This is a genomic window from Oscillochloris sp. ZM17-4 (genome assembly GCF_019599295.1).
Classification (GTDB): Bacteria; Chloroflexota; Chloroflexia; order Chloroflexales; family Chloroflexaceae; genus Oscillochloris.
The window spans coordinates 66,220-92,743 of sequence record NZ_JAIEWN010000022.1 but is presented as its reverse complement, the minus strand read 5'-3'; the positions used below and the strand labels follow the sequence as shown (position 1 = coordinate 92,743).

Genomic DNA, 26,524 nt, shown 5'->3' with positions numbered 1-26,524 from the left:
GCCGGCCGCGGCCCTACCGCAGCGGCCGGCCCGCGCCGCCGCGCGATCAGATCGTGAACCTGGTGGCCGCCCTCGGCGACACGGAGCACCCGCTGCACGCGGCGGCTGTAGATGAGCTGGTGGAGATCGGCGCGCCGGCGGTGCCGCTGCTCTGTGATGTGATCGGCCCGAGCCGGCCCTGGCTGGCGGCCTACCGCGCCGCCGACGCTGTCGGCCGCATCGGCGACGGGCGGGCCGCCGGGCCGCTGCTCAGCGCCCTCAGGCACCCCAACAGCAATGTGCGCTGGAGCGCGGTGCGCGCCCTGACCACCGTCGGCGATGTGCGGGCGATCTTTGAGCTGCGCCGGCTCGCCCGCAGCGACCAGGGCCGCACAAGCTGGGGTGAGCCGGTGGCCGGCGCGGCACAGAGCGCCCTCGACCAGCTCGGCCAGCGCAGCGTCTGGGGCCAGAGCCTTGAGCTGATTAAGACCGCCGTCACCTCGGTGCTGATGATCCTGGCGCTGACCCTGGCCTTCAGCGTGGTGAGCACGGTGCGCGCCGAGATCGACCGCTTCGGCCTGTACATCCCCGGGCAGACGGAGCTGCCGCAGCTGGTGCTGCCGACGGTGGCGCCCACGGCTACCCGGCCGGCCCTACCGACGACCACGGGCCTCGCATCGTCCGCGCCGACGTCGGAGGCTGCGCCCGCGCCCACGAGTGTCTTCGGGGCCACCAGCGCGATCACCGGCACGGTGCTGCAGGTCTCGAACGTGCGCCCGCAGCCGAACACGAACAACCAGCCGATCGGCCAGGTGAACCAGGGCGACGAGGTGATCTTTCTGGCGCGCACATCGAGCAGCCAGTGGTATCTGGTGCGACTGGGCACGCAGTTCGCCGCGGCCTCACGCATCGATAACCCCGACGGCAGCGGCACCGGCTGGGTCAACCGCGCCCTCGTCACCGCGCCTGATGGTGACCTGCCGGTGCAAGAGCCGCTCGCCATCGAGCCGACGCCCGCGCCCGCCTTTGAGCCGACCGCAACCCCATGACCTTCGGCCCCGACAGCGGCCGCCCCGCCCGCGCGGCGCGGCCGGCCGCCCGCGATCTGCTGGGCGCACTGCTGGCCGCCCTGGCCGGCGCGATCCTGATCGCCCTGCTCGCGCAGCTGCCGGCCCGCCACCAGGTCGATGTCGGCGGCTACGACGCCGCCTATACGCAGGGATTCTACGACGCCGAGCGCGCCGATGGCCCTAGCGACCCCGCCGCCTACCTGGCCGGCTCCGATGGCTCGGCCCGCTGGTCCCGCCCCGCATCCTCGGCCCTGCTCTTCCCCCAGGCCGGCCTGCCCGGCACGGTCTCGCTGCGCCTGCGCGGCTGGCGCCCCGATGGCCCGCCGCCCCATGTGACGGTGCTGCTGAATGGCGCTGAGGTGCTGGCTGACTTTCAGGCCAGCGGGGGGTGGGAGGACCTGCGCCTCCCGGTGCGCTCGGGCCTGCTCAAGGCCAGCGATTTCTTCGTGGAGCTGCGCGCCAACCCGGCGCTGTCCCTGCCCGACGGGCGCGAGGTGGGTGTGCTGCTCGACCGGGCCAGCTATGAGGTGGCTGGCCCGCCGGTGACGCCCTACCCCGCGCAGCTGGCCTATGGCGCGCTGGTCGGGGCGATGCTCTGGCTGCTTGTGAACAAGGGAGGGCCAGGGAGGGCATCGCCCTCCCTGATCCTCTTCATCCTGCTCTACGGCCTGCTCTGGCTGCTGCTCTACCACGGCCAGCCGCCGCTCTACCCCTACCCGCTGCGGGCGATGCCGCTCGCTGTCTGTTTAGTGCTGGCGGGGCTGCTGGCGCTGCGCTATGGGCCGGGGCTGGCCGCGCGCGCGCCGGCCCTGGTCGGCGTCGCCGCCCCCGTCGCCGTGATTGGCCTCTGGCTGGCGATGACCCTGCTGTCCGCCCAGGGCCACCTGACCCTGGCCCGCCCCGGCGTCGAGAATGACTTCCGGGTCTTCGCGACGCGCGAGACCCTGGCCCAGGTGTTTAGCGCCGACGGCTTCTACAACCTGGGCTACCCGCTGCTGCTCTGGCTGGCCCGCCCGCTGTTCGACGGGAACGCCTTCCTGGCCGGGCGCCTGCTAGCCGCCCTCTGCGGCGCGGCCTTCCTGGGCGGCGGCTACTGGCTGGCCCGCGCCATGCTACCGCCCGGCCCGGCCCTGGTCGCCCTGGTCGCCCTGGCCCTGAGCGGCTTTGTGGCGCAGTACGGGCTGTATGTGGGCAGCGATATGCCCTTCGCGGCCTGCGTGAGCCTGTGCGTGGCGGCGTTTGTGTCTGGAAATAGGGGACAGGGGACAGGGGACAGGGGACAGGGGCGGACGCAGCGCGCTGCGTCGACGCAGCGTGCTGCGTCGACGCAGCACGCTGCGTCGCTCCTGTTTGTGGCCGGGGTGTTTGGGGGGATGGCGTTTTTGATGCGGCACCTGGGGATGGTGCTGCTGCCGTGGGGGCTGCTTGTTCTTCTGGCCGTCGGCTGGCGCGACCGACGCTGGCGCCCGGCGCTCGCCTTCGCCCTGGGCTTCCTGCTAGCCGCCGCGCCGCAGATCATCATCAACACGCTGCAGGCGGGCAGCCCGCTCTACAACCAGCAGGCCAAAAACATCTGGCTGGCGGTCTACGGGGGTACGGACTGGGGCCGCTGGGACGAGGCGCCGAACAGCGTGTCGCTGGCTGAGGTGGTGCTGCGTGACCCGGGGCGCTTCCTGGGCAACTGGTGGCGCAACGTGGTCGGCTACCTGGGCAGCGGCGCCGAGGATACGAGCGAGTTCGGGCGGGCTGAGCAGCTGCGGCTGCTCGGCTGGCCGGCGAACTGGCTGGCCCTGGGCGGGCTGGGGTGGTGGGCTGTTCAGGCGGCAGGCGGCAGGCGGCAGCAGGCAGGGGGCGAACCCGGCCAGCGAGCGCAGCGAGCGAACCCGGCCAGCGAGCGCAGCGAGCGACCGGCATCCTGCCTCCTCCTCCTCATCCTGATCTATGTCGCCGCCGTGAGCACGGCCTTCACCCTGCAGCGCTTCTTCCTGCCGCTGGCACCGATCTACGCCGTGGCGGCGGCCTGGGCCGTGTGGCAGCTGGCCGGGGGCGGGCGGGCGCTGCTCGGCGTGGGGCTGGCCCTGGTTGTGGTACTATGGGGTGGATGGGCCGATGGCGCGCGCTACGCCCTGGCGCTTCAGCCCGCCGATGAGGTGGCCGCCGCGCAGATGCTCGACGCCGCCCTGCCGCCGGGCGCCACGCTCGGCGCGCGGGTCTCGGCGCGCCTGCCGCTGGCGAAGTACTCGGCCTTCGCCCACCGCGTGGCGGACTGGCCGGCCGGCGGGGATAGCTCCCGGCCGATCGTTGACGCCGACCTGGACGCCCTGCGGGCCGCCGGGGCGAGCTACCTGCTCTGGGATGAGGCCGCCGGCCCGCCGCCCCTGGCCGACCTGGCCGCCGTGCGTGTGGCGACGAGCGGGCGCTATGGCCTCTACCGGCTGGGGCCGTAGGGATTGTAGATTGTAGATTGCAGATTGCAGATTGTGAGAGCAATCGGCAATGGCATCACCCACGAGGTATGGGGATATTTCCAACACGACGTGTGGGCCAGGCGGGCGAGGGCGCACGGTGGCCCGCCGCCCGCGCTCTGGCCAGGCCGCGCCTCTCCGCGACGACGCTGATCGTCGGCACCCTGGTGCTGATCGGCTTGGCCATGCGCCTCTGGTTCGTCGCCGTCAATGATATCGATCCGCGCTTCTCGGCGGCCGACGATGGCGACTACTACCAGCGCGCGCTGCACCTGGCCGTCACCGGCCAGTATGTCGATAACTCTTGGCTCATCCGCCCGCCCGGCCACGTCTTTATGTTCGCCGGCCTGCTGCGGATCGGCATCGCCCTGGGCGACCCGACGGTCGGCATCGCGCTGATCCGCGGCGTGCATATCGCCCTCTCACTGCTGCTCATCCCGCTCGGCTACGACCTGGCCCGCCGCCTGTTCGACCGGCGCGCCGGCCTGATCTTCGCCGCCATCCTGGCTGTCTGGTTCCCCTTCGTCGAGCTGCCGGTGCTCATCCTCAGCGAGCCGCTCTTCATCTCGATGCTGGGGGTCCACTTCTGGCTGCTGGTGCGCTGGCGCGATAGCTACCGCTCCCGAGGGCGCAGCTGGCCCTGGCTGCTGGCCGCCGGGGTGACCCTGGCGGTCGCCTCGCTGGCCCGCTCGCCGGCCCTCTACGCCTCGGCCTTTGTGGCGCTCTTTGTGGCTGTGGAGGTCTGGCGGCGGATGGCCGACGACCGGCGGCCGATGGCCGATGGCTTTGTGCCGACGCGGGACATCCGGCAGTTCGTGGGTGAACGCCAGCCCGACCGGTTCGCCGGCCCGCGCAGATCCGCATCCTCCCGCTGGCCGGCGCAGATCCGCCGCTGGGCGCTGGCCAGCATCCGCTACTCCCTGATCTTCCTCATTCCCTTCGCGCTCACCATCGCGCCCTGGACGATCCGCAACTATGTGACCTATGACCGGCTCATCCTGATCGACACCCTCGGGCCGGTGAACCTGTGGATGGCGATGAGCGACTCGGTGAACGAGGGCCGCGGCGAGAACGAGGCCAAGTCGATCCTGGCGGCCATCCCTCAGGAGGAGCGCCAGGACTTCGTGGGCGCCGACATCGGCCGCATCCTGCGCGAGGAGCCCTGGCGGCTGGTGCGCAACTTCTGGCCGCACTTCATCCATATCTGGAAGGCCCAGTTCATCGAGGACTTCTTCGTCAAGGTGAGCTTCTTCACGCGGCCGCTGCGCGAGATCTGGCCCATGGGCCTGCTGGGCGACCTGCTCTGGCTGGCCTTCACCCCGGCCAGCCTGATCGCCCTGGCGGCCCGCCCGCGCGAGGGCGGCTTCCGCCTGCTGACCTTCGCCTGGGTCGCCTACTCCTGCCTGACGGTGATGCTCATCCACGTCGAGCCGCGCTACCTGCTGCCGATCTGGTTCCTGATGGGGCTCTACGGCGCCGCCGCCCTCGCCTGGCTCTGGGGCTGGATCGCTCTGCGCCGGCGCGACCGCCGGGCCGCCGCCGCCGGGTCGCGGGCCTTCCTGCGCTCGCCCTGGGGCGGCGTCGGCATCGCTCTGACGCTAGCGATGATCGTGCAGATCTTCAGCTACCGCGACTACCCGCAGATCATCGCCCAGGGCGTGCAGCGCGAGATCCACCGCGCGGCGGCGGTGGCGGCCTACGCCGTGAAGGACTACCCCACGGCGATCGCCGAGTACGATGCGATGCTGCTGGCCCAGCCCGACTTTGTGGACGGGCGCACCGAGCTGGCCCGGATCTACCTCGACCTGGGGCGCTACGACGATGGCTGGGCCATCCTGGCCGACCGGCCCACCCACCGGGCCGATGTGATCCGCGGGGCGCTGGCCCGCGCCCAGCACGAGGACGATGTCGCCCGCGCATACTTTGAGGACGCCGAGCAGCGCGCCGGCGAGAATGTGCAGAAGCTGACCCTGGAGTGGCTCAACCCGCCGCCCACCGGCAGCCTGACCATCGGCGACGGGCTGGACTTCGGCTACCTGGACGGCTTCTCCTTCGGCGAGGATCTGCCGCCGCAGCCCGACGGCTCGCTGGTGAGCTACCGCTGGCTGCAGGGCAACGGCGTGATCGCCCTGCCCCTGCCCGCGCCGCTGCGCGCCGGCAGCGTGCTCAGCCTGCGCATGGCCGGCGTCACCCCGGGGGTGACGCCGCTGACGGTGGATGTCGGCGGGGCGCGCGTCATCATCCCGGTGCAGGGCGGCCAGTGGCGGCTGTACCAGGTGGCCGTGCCCGACAGCCTGGCGGGCCAGAGCCGGATCGAGCTGCGCCTGCACGCGCCGACGTTTATCCCGCTCCAGCTCAACCCGCAGAGCACCGACGCCCGCCAGCTGAGCCTGATGGTTAGCCAGGTGTCGGTGGAATGATACCATTGCAGATTGCAGATTGCAGATTGCAGATTGCCGTGCATGGCGTTCCAACGCACTCTGGCGGCGGCGCGTATGCGGATTGCTCAATTCCAGTTGGGGCGAGTAGTATGGAGACCCTGTGAGCACTGAGCTTATCGCGCAGACGCCCGCGCCGCAGGCGCCGCAGACATACCCCTTCACCGTCACGGTGGTCATCCCCGCCTACAACGAGTCCCACGGCATCGCCGCCGTGGTCGGCCGGGTGCGCGCGGCCCTGCCCGAGGCCGAGGTGCTGGTGGTGGATGACTGTAGCCGTGACGACACCGGCGCGCAGGCCCTCGCGGCCGGCGCCCGCGTCGCCCGCCACCCGATGAACCGGGGCAACGGCGCCGCCGTGAAGACCGGCATCCGCCAGGCCACGGGCGAGGTGGTGCTGCTGATGGACGCCGACGGCCAGATGGACCCGCGCTACATCCCCGACATCCTCGGCAAGATGGCCGACGGCTACGACATGGTGGTCGGCGCGCGCTCGCGCGACACCCAGGGCGATAACATCGCCCGCCGGCTGGGCAACCAGGCCCTCGACGCCCTCGGCGGCTACCTGGTCGAGGCGCCGGTGCTCGACCTGACCAGCGGCTACCGGGCCATGCGCCGCGCCGTGATCATGGAGTTCATCCACCTGCTGCCCAACCGCTACTCTTACCCGACGACGAGCACCCTGGCCCTGCTCAAGGGCGGCTACAGCGTGGCCTACGCGCCCATCCAGGGCCAGCGGCGCCAGGGCGGCCAGAGCGGACAGAAGCTGCTGAAGAACGGCGTGCGATTCGGCCTGATCATCCTGCGCATCGTCTCGCTCTTCGCCCCGCTGCGGGTCTACTTCCCGGTGGCCCTGGCCATGCAGCTGCTCGCCCTCGTCTCGTTTATGATCAGCTTCTTCATCACCGACCCGCTGCGCTTCCACGTGCCGAACTCGGCGGTGGGCCTGTTTGTGGGCAGCATCATCGTGTTTATGTTTGGTCTGAACGCCGAGCAGATCGCCGCGCTGCGCTTTCAGCGCAATGTTGAATGATGAATGCTGAATGTTGAATGTGCTGCGCTGCTCGGCGCACTCATCATTCGATATTCGATAGGGCATGCTGTGTAGTGCATTCAACATTCAACATTCAACATTCAACATTATGAAAAACTATCTCCCCTGGCTGCTGCGGCTGCTCGGCCCGCTGCTGCTGATCATCTTCCTGAGCCGCTCGAACCTCGGCGAGCTGTGGCGCACGATGAGCGGGGCGGCCCTGTGGCCGATCGCGCTCTCGCTGCTGCTGATGCCGCCCTTTGTGATCATTAAGTCCTGGCGCTGGGCGCGCATTCTGCGCGAGATGGGCCTGCAGATTGATATGCCCACGGCCGTTGCCCTCTACACGGTCGGCCTCTTCTATGGTGCGACCACGCCGGGGCAGGCCGGCGATCTGCTTAAGGCGGTGTACCTGCGCGACCGTGGGCAGCCGCTGGCCCCGGCGATGCTGAGCGTGGTGCTCGACCGGCTCTTCGACCTGCTGGTGATGGCGGCGCTGGCGGTGCTGGGCATCTTCGCCCTGGGCCAGCTGCTGCCGAGCCGTGGCCTGCAGACGGCCCTGGTGGTTGCGATGGGCCTGGGCCTGGCCGTGCTGACGGTGCTGCTGGTGGCCCACGCGCCGCGTCAGTGGGCGCTTACGGTGGCGCTGCCGCGGCTGGCCCCGAGCCTGAAGGCGAGCCTCGACCGCTGGAACAGCGAGCTTGGCCGGCTCTCGCTGCGCCCCAGCCTGCTGGCTGCCCTTGGGCTGGCCTCGCTGGGCTCGGCGGGCTTTACCTTTGTGCGGCTCTGGCTGCTCTTCCTCTCGCTCGGGCTCAGCGCTGTGCCGCTCTATGTGGTGGTCGGCGTCTCCGCGCTGATCGCGGTGCTTCAGGTGCTGCCGATCTCGGTCGGCGGGATGGGCGTGCGCGAGGTTGTGCTTATCCCGGTGCTCGCGTCGTATAGCTATAGCGCAGAGCAGGCGATCACCCTCTCGGCGCTGTTCCTGCTGCTGAATATCGAGCATATCGTGGTGGGGTTCATCGTCTCATTCTGGTACCCGCTCGGCGCGATGCAGCCCGGCGCCGGGCCGGGCGCGGCCGAGTAGCGATCCGGCGCGCGCGCGGGGTTGATGGTAGAATACGGCCATGATCTATGATCGCTACGCTGCACTCTACGACTCGAGCGGGCAGGTGCGCTTCGCCCTTCTCGTCGCTGTCTACCTGCGCGAGCTGCTGGCTCGCCACCCGGCACCCGGCAATAGGGTGCTCGACCTCGCCTGCGGCACTGGCACGCTGGCTATGGGCCTGGCCGATGAGGGCTGGCATGTGACTGGCCTTGACGCCGCGCCGGCGATGATCGCGCAGGCAGAGGCGAAGTCCGTGGGCGCCACATTTCCCGGCAGCGCTCGTTTTGTCTGTGGAGATATGCGCGACGCCGCGCGCGCGCTCCCGCCGGCGGCCTTCGACCTCGTCACCTGCACCTACGACAGCCTGAACTATATGCTGAGCGAGTCCGACCTGCTGGCCTGCTTCCAGTCTGCCGCCGACGCCCTGTCACCGGGCGGCCTGTTCATTGGCGATATGAACACGCAGCACTTTCTGGAGTTTGAGTGGGGAACCTGCGCGGTGCGCGAGCTGGAGGGTTTCGTCCAGATTGAGCAGAGCCACTTCGACCCGCAGCTGGCCACCTCCACGATGGTGCTGACGGGCTTTGTGGGCGATGACGACGAGGGCTATGAGCGCTTCGACGAGGTGCATGTCGAGCGGGCCTACCCGATGGAGTTTGTGGACGTGCTGATGGCGCGGGTCGGACTGACGGTCGAGGCGCACTACGATAGCTTCACGCTGAGCCCGCCCGGCCCGTACACGCAGCGGATCTTCTGGGTGGCGCGGAAGAGGGGCGCAGCAGCAGCGGATGCAGCCCCTAGCGAGAATGGAGCTAGGGCTGCTGCGCCCTTACGAGATAGCACGACGACACTATGAAACGAATTGCTGTGATCACCACGGGCGGAGCGATCGGGGTGCGGCGCGGTCCGATAGTGGGCGGGGCGATGCCTTCGCTCAAGGGCGACGATTTCCTGGCCATGCTGCCGCGCAGTGGGGTCGACCTGGTCTTTGAGGAGTTCGCCAACGTGCCGGGCAGCCACTTCACGGCGGTGGGCGCCCTCGATCTGGCGCACCGGGTGGAGAGCCTGCTCAGCAACCCGGATATCGACGGCGTCGTGATCATCCACGGGCCGGACACGCTTGAGGAGACGGCCTATCTGCTCAGCCTGACGGTGCGCTCGCCCAAGCCGGTTGTGTTCACCGGTGCGATGCGCAGCGCGGCGAGCGTCGGCTATGACGGGGTGGTGAACCTGGCCAGCGCCATCCGCCTGGCCATGGCCCCCGAGGCGCAGGATCTGGGCGCGGTGGCGATCTTCGGCGATGAGTTCCACGCCGCAGATGAGCTGCAGCAGGTCCACAGCCAGTCCCTCGTCGCCTTCGCCTCCCCGGGCAGCGGTCCGCTCGGCCGGGTCGAGGGCGAGCGGGTCGTCGTGCGCCACCGGCCCTTCGCGCGCCAGCATATCGCCTGCCAGCGCCTGGAGGAGATGGTCGACCTCATCCGGGTGACGCAGGGCGCCGACGTGCGCCAGCTGCGCCACAGCATCGAGGATGGCGCGGCCGGGGTGGTGATCGAGGCCTTCGGCGGCGGGCGCCTGCCGCCCTGGTGGCTGCCCCTGATCACCGACGCTATGCAGCGGCGGACCGCGGTTGTTATCACCACGCGCTGTATGTCCGGCGGCCTGGGCGATGAGTTCGGCTATGTGGGCGCCTTCCACGACCTACAGCGGCTGGGGGCGCTGTTCGCCCAGCAGCTCAGCGGCCCTAAGGCCCGGATCAAGCTGATGGTTGCCCTTGGCGCCGCCCGCAACACCAGCGAGCTGCGCGGCTGGTTTACGTCGTAGGGGAGGCAGCGTGGGGAGGCAGCGCGCTGCCTCCCCACGCCGGTGACCCGGATCTGCATATTGCTGCGGTTGGGTGGCGCAGCCGCCCAACCGCAGCAATAAAAAATATCGTGGGGGCGGCGCAGCCGCCCCCACACCCCATCGGGGCGATGAGGAGCGAGACTGTGAGCGTCCTACCAGACATTGATGAGAAGGCCACCTACGTCGAGCGCATGTTCGCGCGGATCGCGCCCGGCTACGACCGGGTGAACCGGGCGATGACCTTCGGGCTCGACCAGGGCTGGCGGCGCCGGATGGTGGCGATGATCGCGCCGCCGGTGGGCGGCGACGCCCTGGATGTGGGTACGGGCACGGGAGACTTCCTGCCCGAGCTGGCGGGCTGGCTGCGCGGCGGGCGCGCGGTGGGGGTGGACTTCACCGTGCCGATGATGGTGGCCGGGCTGCCGAAGATCTCCCCGCTGGCCGAGGGGGCGCGGGCGGCCTTTGTTGGCGGCGACGCCCTGCGCCTGCCCTTCCCCGACGGGAGCTTCGACGCGATCACCACCGGCTTTATGCTGCGCAATGTCACCGACATTGGCCAGGCCCTGGGCGAGATGTACCGGGTGGCCCGGCCCGGCGCGATGATGGCCTGCCTTGAGGTGGCCCGCCCGCGCAGCGCCCTGCTGCGCCTGGGGCACCGGCTCTACTTTGAGGGTGTGGTGCCCTGGATCGGCCAGCTGCTCGGCGGCGACCGGCGGGCATACACGTATCTGCCGCAGTCTGCGCGGGGCTTCCCGCCGCCCGAGCGGCTGGCCGAGCTGATGCGCGCGGCCGGCTGGTCGCACGTGAGCTATCAGCTGGTTGGCCTTGGCGCGGCGGCGATCCACGTCGGGGCAAAAGTGTGAGGTGCCATGAGCTACGATGACGACAGCTACGCGGAGCAGCGCCGCCGCCGCGAGAATATTATGCAGCAGCGCCTGCGCAAGTCCCGCGGCGAGGAGATCGACGAGGATCTGCACGTCGGCCTCTATGGCGACGACGATGATGATGGTGTGCCGCGCACCTTCGGCCGCGTCGATCCTCTCCCCCGGCGCTCCGGGCCCGCGCGCGGCGGCGGCGGGTGCGCCACGGCGGTGCTCTACCTCGTCCTCGGCGGGCTGGCCGCGCTGCTGGTGGTGGTCTTCCTCTTCAACCAGACGGCGAGCGGGATCGGCAGCCTCTTCGCCGGCGTGCCCAACCTGGCCACGATTATTGTGACGCCGACCCCGGTGATCCAGAGCGGCGCCGCCGTCGTCCAGCGCATCCAGCAGCTCAGTCGCCTGGAGACGGCCCAGTACACAGTTGAGCAGGTGATCGATGTGCGCCAGGACAGCAACGTGCCGATCGTCGGCAACCTGCTGGCCGGCGACGCGCTGCTGCTGATCGCCCACGGCACCGTGGTCGCTGGGGTCGATCTGAGCACGCTCAACGCGGGCGCGGTGACGATCTCGCCGGACGGCCGCACGATCACCCTGCGCATCCCGCCGGCCGAGGTGTTCAGCTCGGCCCTCGATAGCAGCAAGACGCGGGTCTACAGCCGGGATCGCGGCGTCTTCGCCCCCGACAACAAAGATCTGGAGACCCAGGCGCGCCTGGAGGCCGAGCGGCGCATCCTTCAGGCGGCATGTGAGGACGGGGTGATGAGCCGGGCCACCGACGCCGCTGAGATCTCGCTACAGAAATTCCTCAGCCTGCTCGACTACGACGAGGTGGTGGTGATCCCGAGCGCTCCGGCCGCCTGCGCGGCGCCCGCCGGCGGCCCGCAGGCCACGCCCGCGCCATAGGACGATTGCAGATTGCAGATTGCAGATTGCAGATTGGGCGCATCTGCTGCGTGGTGCCAATATTTCGATACTGTTATGTGCGGCTTACAGCTTTGCTACAAACCGGGCGCAAAATAATGGTATGATCTTCGAATGGTCCACGAATTGCTATTGGGCCACGCTCTGTCCCAGGGGCATCGCACATGGGGCTTGCCTACACTATTCTTGTCGCCGGCCTCGGAAGTCGTGTAGAGGACTTCCTGGTGCCTGTCCTCGCCGATCAGGGGCACATCATCCACACGGCCGTCGGCCCTACGGCCATCTTCGCGACCCTTGACACCCAGTTTGATCTCCTCCTCATTGATCTGCCCTCAGAGGGCGAGCTCGGCTACCTGCGCGAGCTGCGCGACCGCTGCGGCTGCGCGATGGTGGTCTTCGGCCCGGCGCGGAACGACCGGCTGCTGGTGGCGGCGCTAGAGCAGGGGGCCGACGACTATGTGCAGCGGCCCTTCCGCACCGATGAGCTGCTGGCCCGTATCCGCGCGCAGCTGCGGCGCGTCCAGCGCAACCGGGCCGTGTAGGGGCGAAGCATCGCCGGCGAGGGTGTGGCGCACCCAGGCCGTGTAGGGCCGAAGCATCGCCAGCGGAGGTGTGGCGCTCCCGTGATCAGTCGTGTGGCGATGCTTCGGCCCTACGTACATCGATGACGACGTTCATCATGTAGCTGACGCGCACGGCGTCGCCCGGGCGCGCGCCAGGGTAGATGCTCTCCTGGCCCACCCGCGCCCGCCGGGGCTGGCCCTCCTCCCCCGCGTGTGCGTACACCAGGTCGTAGAAGATCGTGCCGTGGATGTCGACGCCCTGGATGGCCTGGATGGTCGCCTCGCGGCTGCCGGACATGATCATGGTGCTGCTCCTTATGCTGGCCGAAGCATTCGCCGCAGAGGCATGGCGGCCTGTAGATGTGCCCTGGGCGAATGCTTCGGCCCTACGTTTTGTCACACCGGCCCGGCGACGCTCAGGATGTATGACTCGGTGGAGAGATACTTCTGGGCGGCGGCGTGTACCTGATCGCGGTCGACGGTGGCGATGATCGCCGGGTAGCGCTCGATATAGTCGAGCCCGAGGCTGTGGCGCTCGATGCCGAGCAGGCTGCCGGCGATGCCGTCGCTGGTCTCCAGGCCGATCACCAGGCTGCCGGTGAGGTATGCGCGGGCGTCGTCGAGCTCCTCGTTGGTCGGCCCCTCCTCGCGGAACAGGGCGATCTCGGCGAGGATGGCCTCGGTCGCGCGCTCGACGTTCTCGGGGCTGACGCCGGCCGCCGCCACCCACGGCCCGGCGCCCAGGTCGGCCTCGAAGTCGCTGTAGCAGTAGTAGGCCATGCCCTGCTCCTCGCGCACCTGCTCGCCGAGCCGTCCGCCCATGCCGATCTGGCCGAGGATCATGTTGGCGACCATGGCCGCGTAGTAGTCTGGGGCGCTGCGGCGCAGCCCGTGGACGGCCCAGATCAGGTCGGACTGGACCTTGCCGGGCATGGCGATGTCGCCCCGCCGCACGCCTGCCAGCGGCGGGGCGTCGGGGATAGACACCGGCTCGGGCGCGCTGTCGGGCCGCCAGCCGGCGAATCGGCGCTCCAGCTCGGCCACCACCGCCGGCGGGTCGATATCGCCGACCACGGCGATGCTGGCCAGGGCCGGGTGGTAGCGCCGGTGGAAGCGGGCCAGGTCGTCGCGGGTGATCCGGGCGACGCTTTCCAGGCTGCCGCTCGACGGGCGGCTGAAGGGGTGATCGGGCGGGTAGAGCATGGCCCGCGCGGCGACGCTGGCCCGGTAGCCGGTGTCCTGCTCGCTCTCGCGCAGGCCGGTGAGGAACTGGCCGCGCAGCCGCTCGACCTCGGCCGCCGGGAAGGTGGGCCGGATGAGCATGTCGGCCAGGATCTCCAGGACGAGCGGCAGATCCTCGGCGAGGGCCTTGCCGGAGAAGCCGCTGGCCTGCGTGCCGCCGCCGGCGGACACGCTACAGCCGAGGCCCTCGGTCTCGGCGACGATCTGCTGGAAGCTGCGCTCGCCGGCGCCCCTGGTGAGGGCCGCGCCGGTGAAGACGGCCAGGCCGCCCAGCTCGGGCGGCTCCAGGGCGGCGCCCACGCGCAGCTCGCCGCGCACGCTCACCGTGGGCGCGCCGGGGTTGCGGCGGATGAGGGCGACCATCCCGCTCGGGAGGACGTGGCGCAGGGTTGCGCCATTGCTGGCTGATGACATAGCTTTCTGAAATCCTTCATATATCTGGTTGAAATTGCCAGCGCAGCTGGCAATTTCAACCAGATATATGAATAGTATCCGGCACGAAGTGGCCGACCGTGCGCCGGCGATCGGTCAGGTAGGCCTGGGCGACCCGGCGCACGTCCTCGGCGGAGACGGCGGCCAGCTCGTCGAGCAGGGTGTCGACGCGCCGGTAGCTGTCGAGCGTCTCCCACATGCCGAGCTGCATGGCCTGGTTGGTGACGCTCTCGCTGCCGTAGGCCACCTGGGCGCGCATCTGCTTGCGGGCGCGGGCCAGCTCCGAGTCGGCGATGCCGTCCTGCTGGATCTTCGTCACCTCGGCGACCAGGGCGGCCTCGACGGCCTCCGGGGCTACCCCCTCGCTGGCGGTGGCCCCCAGCTCGAAGAGGTAGGGGTCGCGGCTGGGGGTGAGCCCGCTCCATGCCGAGGCGGCCAGCCCGCTCTCGACCAGGGCCGGGTAGAGCCGGGCGCTGCGGTTGGTCTGGGCGCCGCCGCCCATGAAGGTGAGCGACTTGGCCCCGCTGAGCGCCGAGTCGAGCACGGCCAGGGCGGCGAAGTCGGGGCTGCGGCAGTCGGGGGCGAGGTAGCCGATCTGCACGTAGGCGGCCGGGCCGGGGCGGCGCACCGTCACCCGGCGCTCGCCCTGGGGCTCCGGCTCGGCGGCGCGCACCTGGGGCAGCGCGGGGCCGGCCGGCAGCTGGCCGAAGGACTCCTCGGCCATGCGCAGCATCGCGTCGGCGTCGAAGTCGCCCACCAGCACCAGCACCGCGTTGTTCGGCATGTAGAAGGTCTGGTAGTGGGCGTAGAGGTCGTCGCGGGTCATCGCCTCCAGGTCCTCTCTGTAGCCGATCACCGGGTGGCGGTAGGGGTGGCGGGTGAAGGCCGCCGCCTTGACCGCCTCGTCCAGCCAGGTCTCCGGCTCGTTGGCGTAGCCCTCAAGCTCGGAGATGATCACCGTGCGCTCGCTATCGACCTCCTCGGGCTCGAAGAGCGCGTTGGCCATGCGGTCGGACTCGATCTGGAGCCCGAGGGCGATCCGGTCGGCTGGCAGGGTCTCGTAGTAGGCGGTGTAGTCGATCCAGGTGAAGCCGTTGAAGACGCCGCCGTTGCGGGCGACCAGGCGGTCGAGCTCGCCGGCGGGGATCTGCGGCGTGCCCTTGAAGAGCATGTGCTCGACCCAGTGGCTGATCCCGGTGCGGCCGGCGGGCTCGTTGCGCGAGCCGACGCGGTACCAGATCCAGCTGGTGGCGACGGGCGCGCCGCGCGACTCCTTCAGCAGCACCAGCATGCCGTTGGGCAGGGTGTGGGCGATGACCGGGTTCGGCATAGGATTTCCTTAGGGGCGTAGCAGCACTGCGCTGCTGCGCCCTTACGAGAGCCGCTCTTCCACAAACTTCTTCACAAATCGCACTACCTGGCCGGGCCGCTCGCGCTGGGGCAGGTGGCCGCAGCCGGGCAGGGTCAGCACGGCGGGCGCGGGCAGGTTGTCGCGGAAGAACTCGAAGCAGCCGGCGGGCAGGAAGTGGTCCTTCTGGCCCCAGATGAGGGCCGTGGGCACCCTGATCGCGGCCAGATCCTCGGGCCGGAAGAACTCGTCCTCGCTGGCGGCGGCGACGAACTGGGCCACCGGGTCGCGCAGAAAGAGCGTCTGGAAGCTGCGCTGGCCGAGGTAGAGGGCCATAATCAGGGGCAGCCCGCCGAACATCTGGCGGAAGATCAGCCGGACGGTGCGCAGGTCGGGCACGGCGACGATGTTGACGAAGGACTCCCAGGAGGCGCGGCCCTCAAGCCCGGCCCCGCCCGGGTCGAGCATGATAATGCCCCGGGCCAGCTCGGGCGACTCCAGGGCCAGGCGAGCGGCGATCCAGCCGCCGAGGGAGTTGCCGACCAGCAGGGCGGGCCGGCCGATCTCCTGGGCGATGAGGGCGCGCACCACGTCCACGTGCTCATCGATGGTGGCGTAGCGCCGGCCGCGCGGGTAGCCGCTCAGGCCAAAGCCGGGCAGGTCGACGGCGTAGACCGGGCCGATCCTGGCCAGGCCGCGCAGCACGAAGGCCCAGGTGAGGGCGCTGTCGGCGATGCCGTGGATGAGCACGACCGGCAGGCCTGGGCCGTCGCCGAGCCGGTAGAGGTGGATGGGGATGCCCGCGAGGTTGCGCTCCACCTCGGCGACGCCGAAGCGCAGCATGAGCTTGCGGGTGATCCCGTTCACCATAGGGATCATGGTGCGGGAGAGCGGGTCGAGGAATGGTGTGCGTTGTGATGGCATATATATGGTGTTGTAGGGGCGCAGGAGGGGCGCACAGGAGGAGCAATGCCATTTAGGGGGCGCCTGCCCGCGCTCCTCCTGCGCCCCTACACCGCCGTGGCGCGGCCGACGCCCTCGGAGGGCCGGCAGACGAGGATGTCGGCGGTGCGGCCGGTCTGCGCCAGGTAGCCGGCCGCCACCTCTTGCACGAACCCATCCACCGCCGAGATCGTGACCATGCTCACGGTGCTGCCGCCGAAGCCGCCGCCGGTGAGGCGCGAGCCGTAGCAGCCGGGCACGGCGCGGGCCAGCTCGGTGAGCAGGTCGATCTCGGGCACGCTGACCTCGTAGTCGTCGCGCATGCTGGCGTGGGACTCGTTCATCAGCCGGCCGAAGGTGACAAGGTCGGCCCGCTCCAGGGCGGCGGCGGCGGCGAGGGTGCGCTGGTTCTCGGTGACGACGTGGCGGGCGCGCATCAGGATCGTCGGCGGCAGCAGGTCGGCGTTGGCCGTCAGGCTGGCGACGCTCACATCGCGCAGGGCGCTGATCTTCGGCATGCGCGCCCTGAGCAGGCGCACGGCCTCGTTGCATGCGGCCCGCCGCTCGTTATAGCCCGAGTTGCCCAGGTTGTGGTGGACGCCGCTGCCGCAGACGACGACGCGCACATCGGGCGGGATGGGCAGCGGCCGGTAGCTCAGGTCGCGGCAGTCGAGCAGCAGGGCGTGGTCGGCCCGGCCGAGCGCCGAGATGAACTGGTCCATGATGCCGCACTGCACGCCGACGAAGCTGTTCTCGGCTCCCTGGGCGAGCAGGGCCAGCTCCTCGCCGAGCAGGTTGATATTGTTGAGCAGCTGCACCGCGTAGCCGACGGCCACCTCCAGGGAGGCCGAGGACGAGAGCCCGCTGCCCAGCGGCACGTCGCTGCTGATCAGCAGATCCGCCCCGGTGATCGGCAGGTCGCGGGCGAGGATGCCCTTGACGACGCCGCGCACGTAGTTAGCCCAGGGCATATCGGGGCGCCGCTCGATCTGGTCGATCGTGAAGCTGTCCTCCTGGTCGAACTGCGCCGTGTAGACCCGGAAGGTGGTGTCGGGCCGGCTGCGGGCGGCCACAAAGGCCTCGCGGTCGATAGCGATCGGAAAGACGAAGCCCTCGTTATAGTCGGTGTGCTCGCCGATCAGGTTGACCCTGCCGGGGGCGCGCACGATCAGGCGCGGGTGGTAGCCGAAGCGCTCGGCGAAGGCGTCGCGGATAACGTGCGGGTCTTGCATACAGGGCTCCGTCATGGTACAGGGGGCAGGGGACAGGGGACAGGGGACAGGGGACAGGGGGCTTGCGTTATTATGGAACACATCACCGTCTGCTAATCTGCTTCGGCTGTCCACTGTCCCCTATACCCTTGCCCCTCGTTTCGCTGTAGTCTACCACACTGCGCGAGTGCGGTAGAATAGGGGGGTGTATTTGCGGTATTGTGTGGAGGCCGACGATGGCGCAGCAGAAAGACGTCCTCGCCGGGAAGGTGGCGGTGATCACGGGGAGCACGCAGGGCCTCGGCCTGGCGACCGCCCGGTCCTTCGCGGGGGCCGGGGCGGCGGTGGTGGTCTCGAACCACCTGCCGGAGGACGTGGCCCGCGCGGTGGATCTGCTGGGCCGCCAGGGGGCGCGGGTGACGGGGCATGTCTGCGATGTGCGCGAGCGCGCGCAGGCCTTCTCGCTGGCCGAGGCCGCCCTGTCCGCCTTCGGGCGCCTGGACATCTGGGTGAATAACGCCGGGGTGACGGCGGTTCAGGGGCCGACGGTGGCGGTGCCCCCGGCGTCGTTTCTCCGCGTGGTGGAGACGAACATCCTCGGCACCTACCACGGGTCGCTGGCCGCGCTGCGGCACATGGCCCCGGCACGGGCTGGCAAGCTGATCAATATCGTCGGCCAGGGTGAGGATCGGCCCAACCCCTACGGCAACGCCTATGGCTCCAGCAAGGCCTGGATTCGCCACTTCACCATGGGCCTGGCGAAGGAGGAGCACGCCACCGGGGTCGGCATCTTCACCCTCAACCCCGGGCTGCTCGACACCGAGCTGACCCGGCGGATGCAGGTGGTGGCCGGCTACGAGTCGCGGGCGCGGGCCTTCGACACCATCGCCCGGCTGATGGCCGTCCCGCCAGAGGAGTCGGCCCGCCTGGCGCTGCACCTGGCCGGCCCCGCCACCGATGGGCGCACGGGCATCCAGCTGCGCGCGCCGCTGCTGGGCCGCCTGCTGCGCGGGCTGACCCGTGAGCTGGCCCGGCTGGCCCTGCGCCGCCCGGCCCCCCGGCGGGTGAGCTATGTGAGCCTGCCCGCCGATGATGCGTTCGGCGCGCCGGATCGCGCGCCGTAGGTGAACGTTCTCTTATGCCGCGCCCTCTATGCCTCATCGGTTTGTTACAGCCGCTCTATAAGATACGTTTAGATACTCATACAATGGCTGAATCGCGGATCGTGTGCGCTTCCGGGTCGTGTACGGACATGTGCGCCACCCCCGACACATGTTCAGGAAGGAACTCTCTCATATGAATCGTACCTTGGCCTTGATCATATGTCTGTCTGCGCTCACGCTGTCGGCGTGCTCCCAGCGCTCGCCAGGCGTCTCGACGACGCCCTCGACCACCTCTGTCGCCGCGACGGCTCCCACGGATGGGCCAGGCGCGCTGGGCGAGCCCACCGCCGAGCCCACCGCGCCTGGCGCGAAGACGTATACCGTTCAGCGCGGCACCATCGAGGACGTCATGCGCTTCAACGGCACGATCTCCCCCATGCAGTACAGCGTCTCCTCGACGCAGGATGGCATTGTCAAGCAGATCCTGGTGTCGCCCGGGCAGGCGGTCAGCGAGGGCGACCTGATCGTCAAGCTCGACGCTGAGGATCTCCAGCGCCAGCTCAGCGATGCGAAGCTCGCCACCGATCAGTCGCAGCGACAGATCGATCAGGCCGCCAAGACTGCCCAGCTCGAAGTTCAGCAGTCCCAGATCCTGCTCGAGGCCGCCCAGCAGGATCTAGCGAAGTCCAAGGAGCCGCCCACAGCGCTGGCCGTGGCCCAGGCCCGGACGGCGGTTCGCGAGGCGCAGGCGAACCTTGATACGGTGCGCAATAACGCCTCGCAGACGAAAAATCAGGCCAAGTCCGACATGGATAAGGCGGTCGCTAGCCTCCAGGATATCCAGCAGCAGTATGGCGAGGCCGTGGCCAAGCTCCAGAAGGCGAAGGGGCAGGCCGCCGCTGACCTGGAGACGCAGGTGAAGGATCTGGAGGCGCAGATGCGCGACGCCGAGGCCGCCGTCGCCTCCGCCGTGATCACCTACGACACCGCGCGGAATAACGAGCGGGCCGCAGTGAGCGACGCCGAGGCGAAGCTCGATCTCGTCACGGTGGAGCTGGACGAGCTCCTGAAGGGCGCGGATAAGTTCGTGATCGCCGAGAAGGAGCGGGCCGTGCGCAGCGCCGAGCTGGCTGTCGCGCAGGTGCGCCAGCGCACGGCGGTCGACCCGGCTCTGGCGAGCGCCGTCGAGGCCGGTCGCCTCCAGATGCAGCAGCTTGAGGATGAGATCGCGGCGCGCGCGATCGTCGCCCCGATCAGCGGCGATGTGATGACGATCGTCGCCAGCGCTGGCGAGACGGTTCAGTCCGGCAGCCCGCTGATCATCATCGGCGACCCCAGCCGCCTTGAGCTGTCGGCGAACGGCGCCGATATGCTCACCGGCGGGCGCACGAGCCTGCCCCTGCTGACCACGGGCCAGGCGGTGGAGATCACGTTCTCGCGCTACCCGGGCAAGACCTTCAGCGGTACGATCACTGTGCCGGCCGCGCCCACGGACACGACGGACGCGAACGATGTCTATCGCTTCACCTTCAACGACCAGGGCGTGACCTTTGCCCCAGGGGATCAGGCCGAGATCTCGGTGGTGCTGAGCCGCAAGGAGGATGTGCTCTACCTGCCGCCTGAGGCGGTCAAGTCTAACCAGTTCCGCAGCAGCGTTATGCTGCGCGCCAATGGCGCGGACACGAGTGTGGATGTCCAGATCGGCCTGGAGACGCCGGATAAGGTCGAGATCACCAGTGTGGCTTAACCCAGCGCTTATTCGCGCTAACAAAAGATTATTATGTACCGATGTTGCGGCGAAGCCGCAACATCGGTACATAATGACTTCTTTGCGTATGGATTGAGGAGATACACTCATGCAATCGCCCACCGACCGCGCCGTGCGGGCCGCCTACGAGCTGGCCCAGGAGCGCTACGCCGCCCTCGGCGTGGACACCGAGGCCGCCATGACCCGGCTCGCCCAGGTCGCCATCAGCCTGCACTGCTGGCAGGGCGATGATGTGGGCGGCTTTGAGATCGACGGCGGCGAGCTCTCTGGCGGGATCGCCGCCACTGGCAACTACCCCGGCAAGGCCCGCACGGCCGACGAGCTGCGCGCCGACCTGGATGTCGCCTACCGGCTCATCCCCGGCGACCACCGCCTGAACCTGCACGCGATCTACGCCGAGACCGGCGGCCAGCGGGTGGCGCGCAACCAGATCGGCCCCGAGCACTTCGCCGCCTGGGTGGACTGGGCGCGGGCCAATGGCCACGGCCTCGACTTTAACCCGACCTGCTTCTCGCACCCGCTGGCCGCCGACGGCTTCACCCTGGCCCACCAGGATCCCGCCGTGCGCCAGTTCTGGGTCGAGCACTGTGTGGCCTCGCGCCGGATCGGCGCCCACTTCGGCCGCGCGCTTGGCACGCCCTGCGTGACGAACATCTGGATCCCCGACGGCCACAAGGACACGCCCGCCGACCGGCTGGCCCCGCGCCAGCGCCTGATCGAGTCGCTGGACGCCGTGCTGGCCGAGAAGCTCGACCCGCAGCATAACCGCGACGCCGTCGAGGCCAAGCTGTTCGGCCTGGGCTTCGAGAGCTACACCGCCGGCTCCCACGAGTTCTACATGGGCTATGCGATCAGCCGCCCCGGCACCCTGCTCTGCCTCGACGCCGGCCACTTCCACCCCACCGAGGTCATCTCTGATAAGATCTCGGCGGTGCTGCTGTATGTGGACGAGCTGCTGCTCCACGTGAGCCGGGGCGTGCGCTGGGACAGCGACCACGTCGTGACCCTGACCGATGAGCTCCAGGCGATCATGCAGGAGCTGGTGCGCGGCGACTTCCTGGGCCGCACCCACATCGGCCTGGACTTCTTCGACGCCAGCATTAACCGGGTGGCCGCCTGGGCGATCGGCACGCGCAACGCCCTGCGCGCCCTGCTCATGGCCCTGCTGGAGCCCACGGCGCTGCTGCGCGAGCAGGAGGCCGCCGGAGACTACACCGCCCGCCTGGCCACCCTTGAGGAGCTGAAGGGCCTGCCCTTCGGCGCCGTCTGGGACGCCTACTGCCTGCGCCAGGGCGCGCCGGTCGGCCTGGGTTTCCTGGGCGAGGTCCGCGCCTACGAGCGCGATGTGCTGGCGGCGCGGTGATATGGACATATCGTAGGGGCGCAGCAGCGCCGCGCTGCTGCGCCCCTACGATGCCACCGGGGAAACACCTATGACAATTGATACCACCCGCTTCCAGCACGTCATCTACGGCTGGGACGACGACCACGCCGCCACGCTCGACCCGCTGGAGCGCCTGGTCTACCGCTCGAACCTGCTCGGGGCCGACCAGCGCATCACCAACACCGGCGGCGGCAACACCTCGGCGAAGATCATCCAGCCCGACCCGCTCGGCGGCCCCGATGTGGATGTGCTCTGGGTCAAGGGCTCCGGCGGCGACCTGCGCACATCCGGGCGCGAGAACTTCGCGTCGCTCTCTATGGACAAGCTGCGCGGCCTCCAGCAGATCTGGTACGCCACCGCCGAGCGCGGCCCGAAGACCGCCATCGAGGACGCGATGGTCGGCATGTACCCGCACTGCACCTTCAACCTGAACCCGCGGGCCTCGTCGATCGACACCGCGCTGCACGGCTTCGTACACTACCGGCACGTCGACCACATGCACCCCAACGCGGTGATCGCCGTGGCGGCGGCGGCGGACTCCGAGCGGCTGACCAGGGAGATCTATGGCGATGAGGTGATCTGGACGCCCTGGCAGCGCCCCGGCTTCGACCTGGGCCTGATCCTGGAGGCGATCTGCCAGAAACACCCCCAGGCCAAGGGCGTCATCCTCGGCGGCCACGGCCTGATCAACTGGGCCGATGACGATAAGGCCTGCTACGAGCTGACCCTCGACCTGATCGAGCGGGCCGCCCGCTACATCGAGGCCCGCGACAAGGGCGATCTGACCTTCGGCGGCCAGCAGCACGCGGCGCTGGCCGAGCCGCAGCGCCACGCCATCCTCGCCGAGCTGCTGCCCTGGCTGCGCGGCCAGGTCAGCCGGCAGCGCCGATTCGTCGGCACCGTGCAGGACGACGCCGCGACCCTGGAGTTCGTCAACAGCCGCGACGCCGCGCGCCTGGCTGAGCTGGGCACCTCCTGCCCCGACCACTTCCTGCGCACCAAGATCAAGCCGCTGTATATCGGCTGGCACCCCCAGGCCGAGGATGTGGCCGCGCTCAAGGCCAAGCTGGCCGCCGGCCTCGTCCAGTACCGCCAGGACTACGCGATCTACTACGAGCGGCATAAGCACGACACCTCGCCGGCCATGCGCGACGCCAACCCGACGGTGATCCTCATCCCTGGGCTGGGCATGATCACCTTCGGCAAGGACAAGAGCGAGTCGCGGGTGACGGCCGAGTTCTACACGGCGGCGATCGCCGTGATGCGCGGGGCCGAGGCGATCGACACCTATACCGCCCTGCCGATGCAGGAGGCCTTCGACATCGAGTACTGGCTGCTTGAGGAGGCCAAGCTGCGGCGCATGCCGCCCGAGCAGGAGCTGGCCCGCCAGGTGATCGCCGTGGTCGGCGCGGGCAGCGGGATCGGCCGCGAGCTGGCCCTGCGCCTGGCCCGCGAGGGCGCCCACGTGGTCTGCGTGGATCGGGAAGGCCCGGCGGCCGCGGCCACGGCCATGGCGATCAGCGGCCGGCACGGCCTGGGGATCGGCGTGGCCGGCAGCGGGATCTCGGGCTGCGGCCCGGCGATCGGCTTGCGGGCCGACATGACCAGCCGCGAGAGCGTGCGCGCGATGCTCGACCAGGCCACCCTGGCCTACGGCGGCCTGGACGCGGTGGCCGTCACGGCGGGGATCTTCGTGGCCGCCGACACCGCCGGGCGCATCCCCGACGAGCAGTGGGCGCAGACCTTCGCGATCAATGTGACCGGGCTGTACCTGGTTGCCGACGAGGCCGCCCGGCTCTGGCGCGAGCAGGGCCTGCCGGCGAGCCTCGTGCTGACCACCTCGGTCAACGCGGTGGTGCCCAAGAAGGGCTCGCTGGCCTACGACACGAGCAAGGCGGCGGCCAACCACCTGGTGCGCGAGCTGGCCGTCGAGCTGGCCCCGCTGGTGCGGGTGAACGGCGTCGCCCCGGCCACGGTGGTGCAGGGCAGCGGCATGTTCCCGCGCGAGCGGGTGATCGGCTCGCTGGCTAAGTACGGCATCGCCTACAGCGACGACGAGCCGACCGAGGCGCTGACGGCGAAGCTCTCGCAGTTCTACGCCGACCGCACCCTGCTCAAGCGGCCGATCACCCCGGCCGACCAGGCCGAGGCGATCTTCCTGCTGCTCGGCGGCCGGCTGCCCCAGACCACCGGCCAGATCATCAGCGTGGATGGCGGCCTGCACGAGGCGTTTCTGCGCTGATCGCAGGTGAGGGTGTGGGAGAGCGCAGCTCTCCCACACCCTCACCGTGCATGGTGTTGTTGCTGGCAACAAAATGCGATTGTTTTGCACATATCTGCCAGCAAAGCTGGCAGATATGTGCAAAACAATCAGGAGCTTTTATGCCTCTCGATCAGCCCTACCCCGACCTCGACGAGTTCCTGTCCGCCATCGGCGAGGCCGGGCAGCGCCTTGCCCACATCAACGCCAGCGAGGGCGGGGCCGGCAATATCTCGATCTTCATCGGCTGGCCGCTGGAGGTGCGCCGGCGCTTCCCCCTGGCCGAGCCCTTCGCTCTGCCCTCCCCGGCCCCCTCCCTGGCCGGCGGCCTGGTGATCGTCACCGGCTCCGGCCGACGCCTGCGCGACATCCACATGCGCCCCGAGGCGAACCTCGGCGTGGTGGCCATTGGCCCCGACGGGCAGTCCGCCACGCTCTACAGCGCGCCCAGCCGGCTGTTCCAGCGGGTCACCAGCGAGTTCAACTCGCACCTGGCCGTTCACCAGGACGAGGTGGCCCGCACGGGCACCAACTTCCAGGCGCTCATCCACGCCCAGCCGCCGCACCTGGTCTACCTGAGCCACATCCCGGCCTACCGCGACCAGGCATACTTCAACCGCCAGATCATGCGCTGGGAGCCGGAGACGATCGTCAATCTGCCGAAGGGGGTTGGCGTGCTGCCCTACTGCCTGCCCGGCTCGTCGGCCATGATGGAGGCCAACGTGGCCGGACTGCGCGCCCATAACGTGGTCCTCTGGGGCAAGCACGGCGTGATGGCCCGCTCCGACCGCTCCATGAGATCGTGCGGGCCTTCAACGTGGATACGACGCTGGCGTAGGGGCGGAGGGCGGCTCTGCCACCCCCTACATTTTTTTGTTGTGGGGTCTGGCAGCGAAGCTGCCAGACCCCACAACAGTAGGCATGGGGGCGTAGCCCCGGAATAGGGATGTCTATGGCAGACACGACCAACTTTATCGCCGTCGATATCGGGGCCTCCAGCGGGCGGGTGATGCTCGGGCGCTGGGACGGCGCGCGCCTCGCCCTGGAGGAGCTGCGCCGCTTCTGGAACGGTGCCGACGAGCAGGGCGACGGCCACCTGCACTGGGACGCGCCGCGCCTGCTGGACGAGATCCGGGCCGGCCTGGCCGCCTACGCCGCGCGCTCCAGCGCGCCCCTGGCCGGGATCGGCATCGACACATGGGCGGTGGACTACGGCCTGCTCGACGGGCAGGGCCGGCTGCTGGGCGACCCCTACGCCTACCGCGACTGGCGCACCCAGGGCGTGCCCGCGCAGGTTGACCTCATCATCCCGCCCGAGCGGCTGTACGCGATCACCGGCATCCAGCGCCTGCCCTTCAACACCATCTACCAGCTCTTTAGCGCCCGGGGCGACCCGCAGCTGGCCGCCGCCGAGACGCTGCTGCTGATGCCCGACCTGCTGGGCTACTGGCTCACTGGCCGCCGGGTGGCCGAGTACACGAACGCCACCACCACGCAGCTGATCGACGCGCGCACCCGCACATGGTCGGTCGAGCTGCTCGATGTGCTCGGCCTGCCGGCGCGGCTGCTGCCGCCGCTGGTCGAGCCGGGCACCGTGCTGGGCAACCTGCTGCCCGAGATCCGTGATGCCGCCGGGCTGACGTACGACGTGCCCGTGATCGCCGTTGGCACCCACGACACCGCCAGCGCGGTGGCCGCCGTGCCGGGGCTCGATCAGCAGAGCGCCTACATCAGCAGCGGCACCTGGAGCCTGGTGGGCGTGGAGCTGCCCGCGCCCATCCTCAGCGACGAGGCCCGCGCCCTGAGCGTCACCAACGAGGGCGGGGTGGGCGGGACGATCCGCCTTCTGAAGAACGTCGGCGGGCTCTGGCTGCTCCAGGAGTGCCAGCGCCAGTGGGAGCGCGAGGGCCAGATGTGTACCTGGCCCCAGCTTGTCGCCCTGGCCGAGCGGGCCGCCCCGCTGCGCTCGATCGTCGACCCCGACGCGCCCGAGTTTCTGGCCCCCGCCGACATGCCCGCCGCGATCCGCGCCGCCTGCCGCAGCACAAATCAGGCCATACCTGAGGATGTCGGCGCAATGGTGCGCTGCTGCCTGGAGAGCCTGGCCCTCACGTACCGCCGGGTGATCGAGGCGCTGGAGCGGGTAACCGGCCGGGAGATCACCACGATCCGCGTGGTGGGCGGCGGCAGCCAGAACGCCCTGCTCTGCCAGCTCACCGCCGACGCCTGCGGGCGCCCGGTCGTCGCTGGCCCGGCGGAGGCCACCGCCCTGGGCAACATCCTCGTCCAGGCCGTCGCCACCGGGCACCTGCCCGACATCGCCGCCGGCCGGCGGGCGGTGGCCGAGTCGTTCCCGCAGGACATCTACCGGCCGGTGTAGGGGTTGGGAGATGGGGGTTGGGAGTTGGGGGGAGGCTGGGAGGCTGGGAGACTCGTGTTAAGGGGATTCTTCCCAACCCCCAACCCCCATCTCCCAACCCCCAACCCCCAACCTACCCCGACACCACATGCTCGCGCCACTGCGCGCGCACGCGGGCGGC

At 69.7% G+C, this 26,524-nt stretch carries 21 protein-coding genes; 16 read left to right on the top strand and 5 right to left on the bottom strand.

Going from position 1 to position 26,524, the window contains the following annotated elements:
- The 10 genes from K2Z83_RS16560 to K2Z83_RS29610 form a co-directional block, all read left to right on the top strand.
- Positions 1-1,028, top strand: a 1,028-nt coding sequence (locus K2Z83_RS16560) for an SH3 domain-containing protein (protein ID WP_220596297.1), incomplete at its 5' end; no start/stop codon positions are given.
- Complete coding sequence (locus K2Z83_RS16555) at positions 1,025-3,496, top strand: hypothetical protein (protein ID WP_220596296.1); 2,472 nt, start codon at positions 1,025-1,027, stop codon at positions 3,494-3,496. The genes K2Z83_RS16560 and K2Z83_RS16555, both read left to right, overlap by 4 nt.
- 68 nt (positions 3,497-3,564) lie before the next feature.
- A complete protein-coding gene (locus tag K2Z83_RS16550; RefSeq protein WP_220596295.1) occupies positions 3,565-5,934 on the top strand; it encodes a phospholipid carrier-dependent glycosyltransferase in 2,370 nt (789 codons plus the stop codon).
- 121 nt (positions 5,935-6,055) lie between these two features.
- The gene (locus tag K2Z83_RS16545; protein WP_220596294.1) at positions 6,056-6,985 is read left to right on the top strand and encodes a glycosyltransferase family 2 protein; all 930 of its coding nucleotides are present in this window, start codon (positions 6,056-6,058) and stop codon (positions 6,983-6,985) included.
- A 64-nt stretch (positions 6,986-7,049) separates the two neighbouring features.
- Positions 7,050-8,069 carry a lysylphosphatidylglycerol synthase transmembrane domain-containing protein gene (locus tag K2Z83_RS16540; RefSeq protein ID WP_255604092.1) on the top strand — a complete coding sequence of 340 codons (1,020 nt, stop codon included), beginning with the start codon at positions 7,050-7,052 and terminating at the stop codon, positions 8,067-8,069.
- Between the two features lie 40 nt (positions 8,070-8,109).
- Positions 8,110-8,946 carry a class I SAM-dependent methyltransferase gene (locus tag K2Z83_RS16535; RefSeq protein WP_220596293.1) on the top strand — a complete coding sequence of 279 codons (837 nt, stop codon included), beginning with the start codon at positions 8,110-8,112 and terminating at the stop codon, positions 8,944-8,946.
- Positions 8,943-9,911, top strand: a complete 969-nt coding sequence (locus K2Z83_RS16530) for an asparaginase (protein WP_220596292.1) — start codon at positions 8,943-8,945, stop codon at positions 9,909-9,911. The genes K2Z83_RS16535 and K2Z83_RS16530 overlap by 4 nt, the downstream gene beginning before the upstream one ends.
- Positions 9,912-10,075: 164 nt before the next feature.
- Positions 10,076-10,795, top strand: a complete 720-nt coding sequence (locus K2Z83_RS16525; RefSeq protein WP_220596291.1) for a ubiquinone/menaquinone biosynthesis methyltransferase — start codon at positions 10,076-10,078, stop codon at positions 10,793-10,795.
- A gap of 6 nt (positions 10,796-10,801) precedes the next feature.
- Positions 10,802-11,713, top strand: a complete 912-nt coding sequence (locus K2Z83_RS16520; RefSeq protein WP_220596290.1) for a DUF4230 domain-containing protein — start codon at positions 10,802-10,804, stop codon at positions 11,711-11,713.
- 182 nt (positions 11,714-11,895) lie between these two features.
- A complete protein-coding gene (locus tag K2Z83_RS29610; RefSeq protein ID WP_220596289.1) occupies positions 11,896-12,273 on the top strand; it encodes a response regulator transcription factor in 378 nt (125 codons plus the stop codon).
- A gap of 85 nt (positions 12,274-12,358) precedes the next feature.
- Here the strand turns inward: K2Z83_RS29610 and K2Z83_RS16510 are convergent, their stop codons facing one another.
- From K2Z83_RS16510 to galK, 5 genes are all read right to left on the bottom strand, one after another.
- The gene (locus K2Z83_RS16510) at positions 12,359-12,598 is read right to left on the bottom strand and encodes a hypothetical protein (protein WP_220596288.1); all 240 of its coding nucleotides are present in this window, start codon (positions 12,596-12,598) and stop codon (positions 12,359-12,361) included.
- A 92-nt stretch (positions 12,599-12,690) separates the two neighbouring features.
- Positions 12,691-13,950, bottom strand: a complete 1,260-nt coding sequence (locus tag K2Z83_RS16505) for a pitrilysin family protein (RefSeq protein ID WP_220596287.1) — start codon at positions 13,948-13,950, stop codon at positions 12,691-12,693.
- Between the two features lie 55 nt (positions 13,951-14,005).
- Entirely contained in the window at positions 14,006-15,298 is a 1,293-nt protein-coding gene (locus K2Z83_RS16500; protein ID WP_220596286.1) for a pitrilysin family protein, read from the bottom strand.
- A 42-nt stretch (positions 15,299-15,340) separates the two neighbouring features.
- Entirely contained in the window at positions 15,341-16,240 is a 900-nt protein-coding gene (locus K2Z83_RS16495; protein ID WP_220596285.1) for an alpha/beta fold hydrolase, read from the bottom strand.
- Between the two features lie 86 nt (positions 16,241-16,326).
- Positions 16,327-17,490 (bottom strand): galactokinase, encoded by a 1,164-nt coding sequence (gene galK / locus K2Z83_RS16490; RefSeq protein ID WP_220596284.1) that lies wholly within the window; start codon positions 17,488-17,490, stop codon positions 16,327-16,329.
- 215 nt (positions 17,491-17,705) lie between these two features.
- On the opposite strand from galK, the gene K2Z83_RS16485 reads away from it, so the two are divergent.
- The 6 genes from K2Z83_RS16485 to K2Z83_RS16460 all read left to right on the top strand — a co-directional run bounded on the left by K2Z83_RS16485 (position 17,706) and on the right by K2Z83_RS16460 (position 26,364).
- Positions 17,706-18,593 carry an SDR family NAD(P)-dependent oxidoreductase gene (locus tag K2Z83_RS16485; protein ID WP_220596283.1) on the top strand — a complete coding sequence of 296 codons (888 nt, stop codon included), beginning with the start codon at positions 17,706-17,708 and terminating at the stop codon, positions 18,591-18,593.
- Positions 18,594-18,765: 172 nt separating this feature from the next.
- Complete coding sequence (locus K2Z83_RS16480) at positions 18,766-20,319, top strand: efflux RND transporter periplasmic adaptor subunit (protein ID WP_220596282.1); 1,554 nt, start codon at positions 18,766-18,768, stop codon at positions 20,317-20,319.
- Between the two features lie 109 nt (positions 20,320-20,428).
- Positions 20,429-21,703: an L-rhamnose isomerase gene (locus K2Z83_RS16475; protein ID WP_220596281.1), complete on the top strand. Its 1,275-nt coding sequence runs from the start codon at positions 20,429-20,431 to the stop codon at positions 21,701-21,703.
- 70 nt (positions 21,704-21,773) lie between these two features.
- Positions 21,774-23,966 carry a bifunctional rhamnulose-1-phosphate aldolase/short-chain dehydrogenase gene (locus K2Z83_RS16470; protein WP_220596280.1) on the top strand — a complete coding sequence of 731 codons (2,193 nt, stop codon included), beginning with the start codon at positions 21,774-21,776 and terminating at the stop codon, positions 23,964-23,966.
- A gap of 140 nt (positions 23,967-24,106) precedes the next feature.
- Positions 24,107-24,928 (top strand): class II aldolase/adducin family protein, encoded by an 822-nt coding sequence (locus K2Z83_RS16465; RefSeq protein ID WP_220596279.1) that lies wholly within the window; start codon positions 24,107-24,109, stop codon positions 24,926-24,928.
- An 8-nt stretch (positions 24,929-24,936) separates the two neighbouring features.
- Positions 24,937-26,364, top strand: a complete 1,428-nt coding sequence (locus tag K2Z83_RS16460) for a rhamnulokinase family protein (protein WP_220596278.1) — start codon at positions 24,937-24,939, stop codon at positions 26,362-26,364.
- Positions 26,365-26,524 lie beyond the last annotated feature (160 nt).

Excerpts from the sequence above, each read along its gene's own strand:
- K2Z83_RS16555 (WP_220596296.1), top strand. The coding sequence starts at position 1,025 with ATGACCTTCGGCCCCGACAGCGGCCGCCCCGCCCGCGCGGCGCGGCCG.
- K2Z83_RS16550 (WP_220596295.1), top strand. The coding sequence starts at position 3,565 with ATGGGGATATTTCCAACACGACGTGTGGGCCAGGCGGGCGAGGGCGCA.
- K2Z83_RS16540 (WP_255604092.1), top strand. The coding sequence starts at position 7,050 with ATGCTGTGTAGTGCATTCAACATTCAACATTCAACATTCAACATTATG.
- K2Z83_RS16535 (WP_220596293.1), top strand. The coding sequence starts at position 8,110 with ATGATCTATGATCGCTACGCTGCACTCTACGACTCGAGCGGGCAGGTG.
- K2Z83_RS16530 (WP_220596292.1), top strand. The coding sequence starts at position 8,943 with ATGAAACGAATTGCTGTGATCACCACGGGCGGAGCGATCGGGGTGCGG.
- K2Z83_RS16520 (WP_220596290.1), top strand. The coding sequence starts at position 10,802 with ATGAGCTACGATGACGACAGCTACGCGGAGCAGCGCCGCCGCCGCGAG.
- K2Z83_RS29610 (WP_220596289.1), top strand. The coding sequence starts at position 11,896 with ATGGGGCTTGCCTACACTATTCTTGTCGCCGGCCTCGGAAGTCGTGTA.
- K2Z83_RS16510 (WP_220596288.1), bottom strand. The coding sequence starts at position 12,598 with ATGATCATGTCCGGCAGCCGCGAGGCGACCATCCAGGCCATCCAGGGC.
- K2Z83_RS16505 (WP_220596287.1), bottom strand. The coding sequence starts at position 13,950 with ATGTCATCAGCCAGCAATGGCGCAACCCTGCGCCACGTCCTCCCGAGC.
- K2Z83_RS16500 (WP_220596286.1), bottom strand. The coding sequence starts at position 15,298 with ATGCCGAACCCGGTCATCGCCCACACCCTGCCCAACGGCATGCTGGTG.
- K2Z83_RS16495 (WP_220596285.1), bottom strand. The coding sequence starts at position 16,240 with ATGCCATCACAACGCACACCATTCCTCGACCCGCTCTCCCGCACCATG.
- galK (WP_220596284.1), bottom strand. The coding sequence starts at position 17,490 with ATGCAAGACCCGCACGTTATCCGCGACGCCTTCGCCGAGCGCTTCGGC.
- K2Z83_RS16485 (WP_220596283.1), top strand. The coding sequence starts at position 17,706 with ATGGCGCAGCAGAAAGACGTCCTCGCCGGGAAGGTGGCGGTGATCACG.
- K2Z83_RS16480 (WP_220596282.1), top strand. The coding sequence starts at position 18,766 with ATGAATCGTACCTTGGCCTTGATCATATGTCTGTCTGCGCTCACGCTG.
- K2Z83_RS16475 (WP_220596281.1), top strand. The coding sequence starts at position 20,429 with ATGCAATCGCCCACCGACCGCGCCGTGCGGGCCGCCTACGAGCTGGCC.
- K2Z83_RS16470 (WP_220596280.1), top strand. The coding sequence starts at position 21,774 with ATGACAATTGATACCACCCGCTTCCAGCACGTCATCTACGGCTGGGAC.
- K2Z83_RS16465 (WP_220596279.1), top strand. The coding sequence starts at position 24,107 with ATGCCTCTCGATCAGCCCTACCCCGACCTCGACGAGTTCCTGTCCGCC.
- K2Z83_RS16460 (WP_220596278.1), top strand. The coding sequence starts at position 24,937 with ATGGCAGACACGACCAACTTTATCGCCGTCGATATCGGGGCCTCCAGC.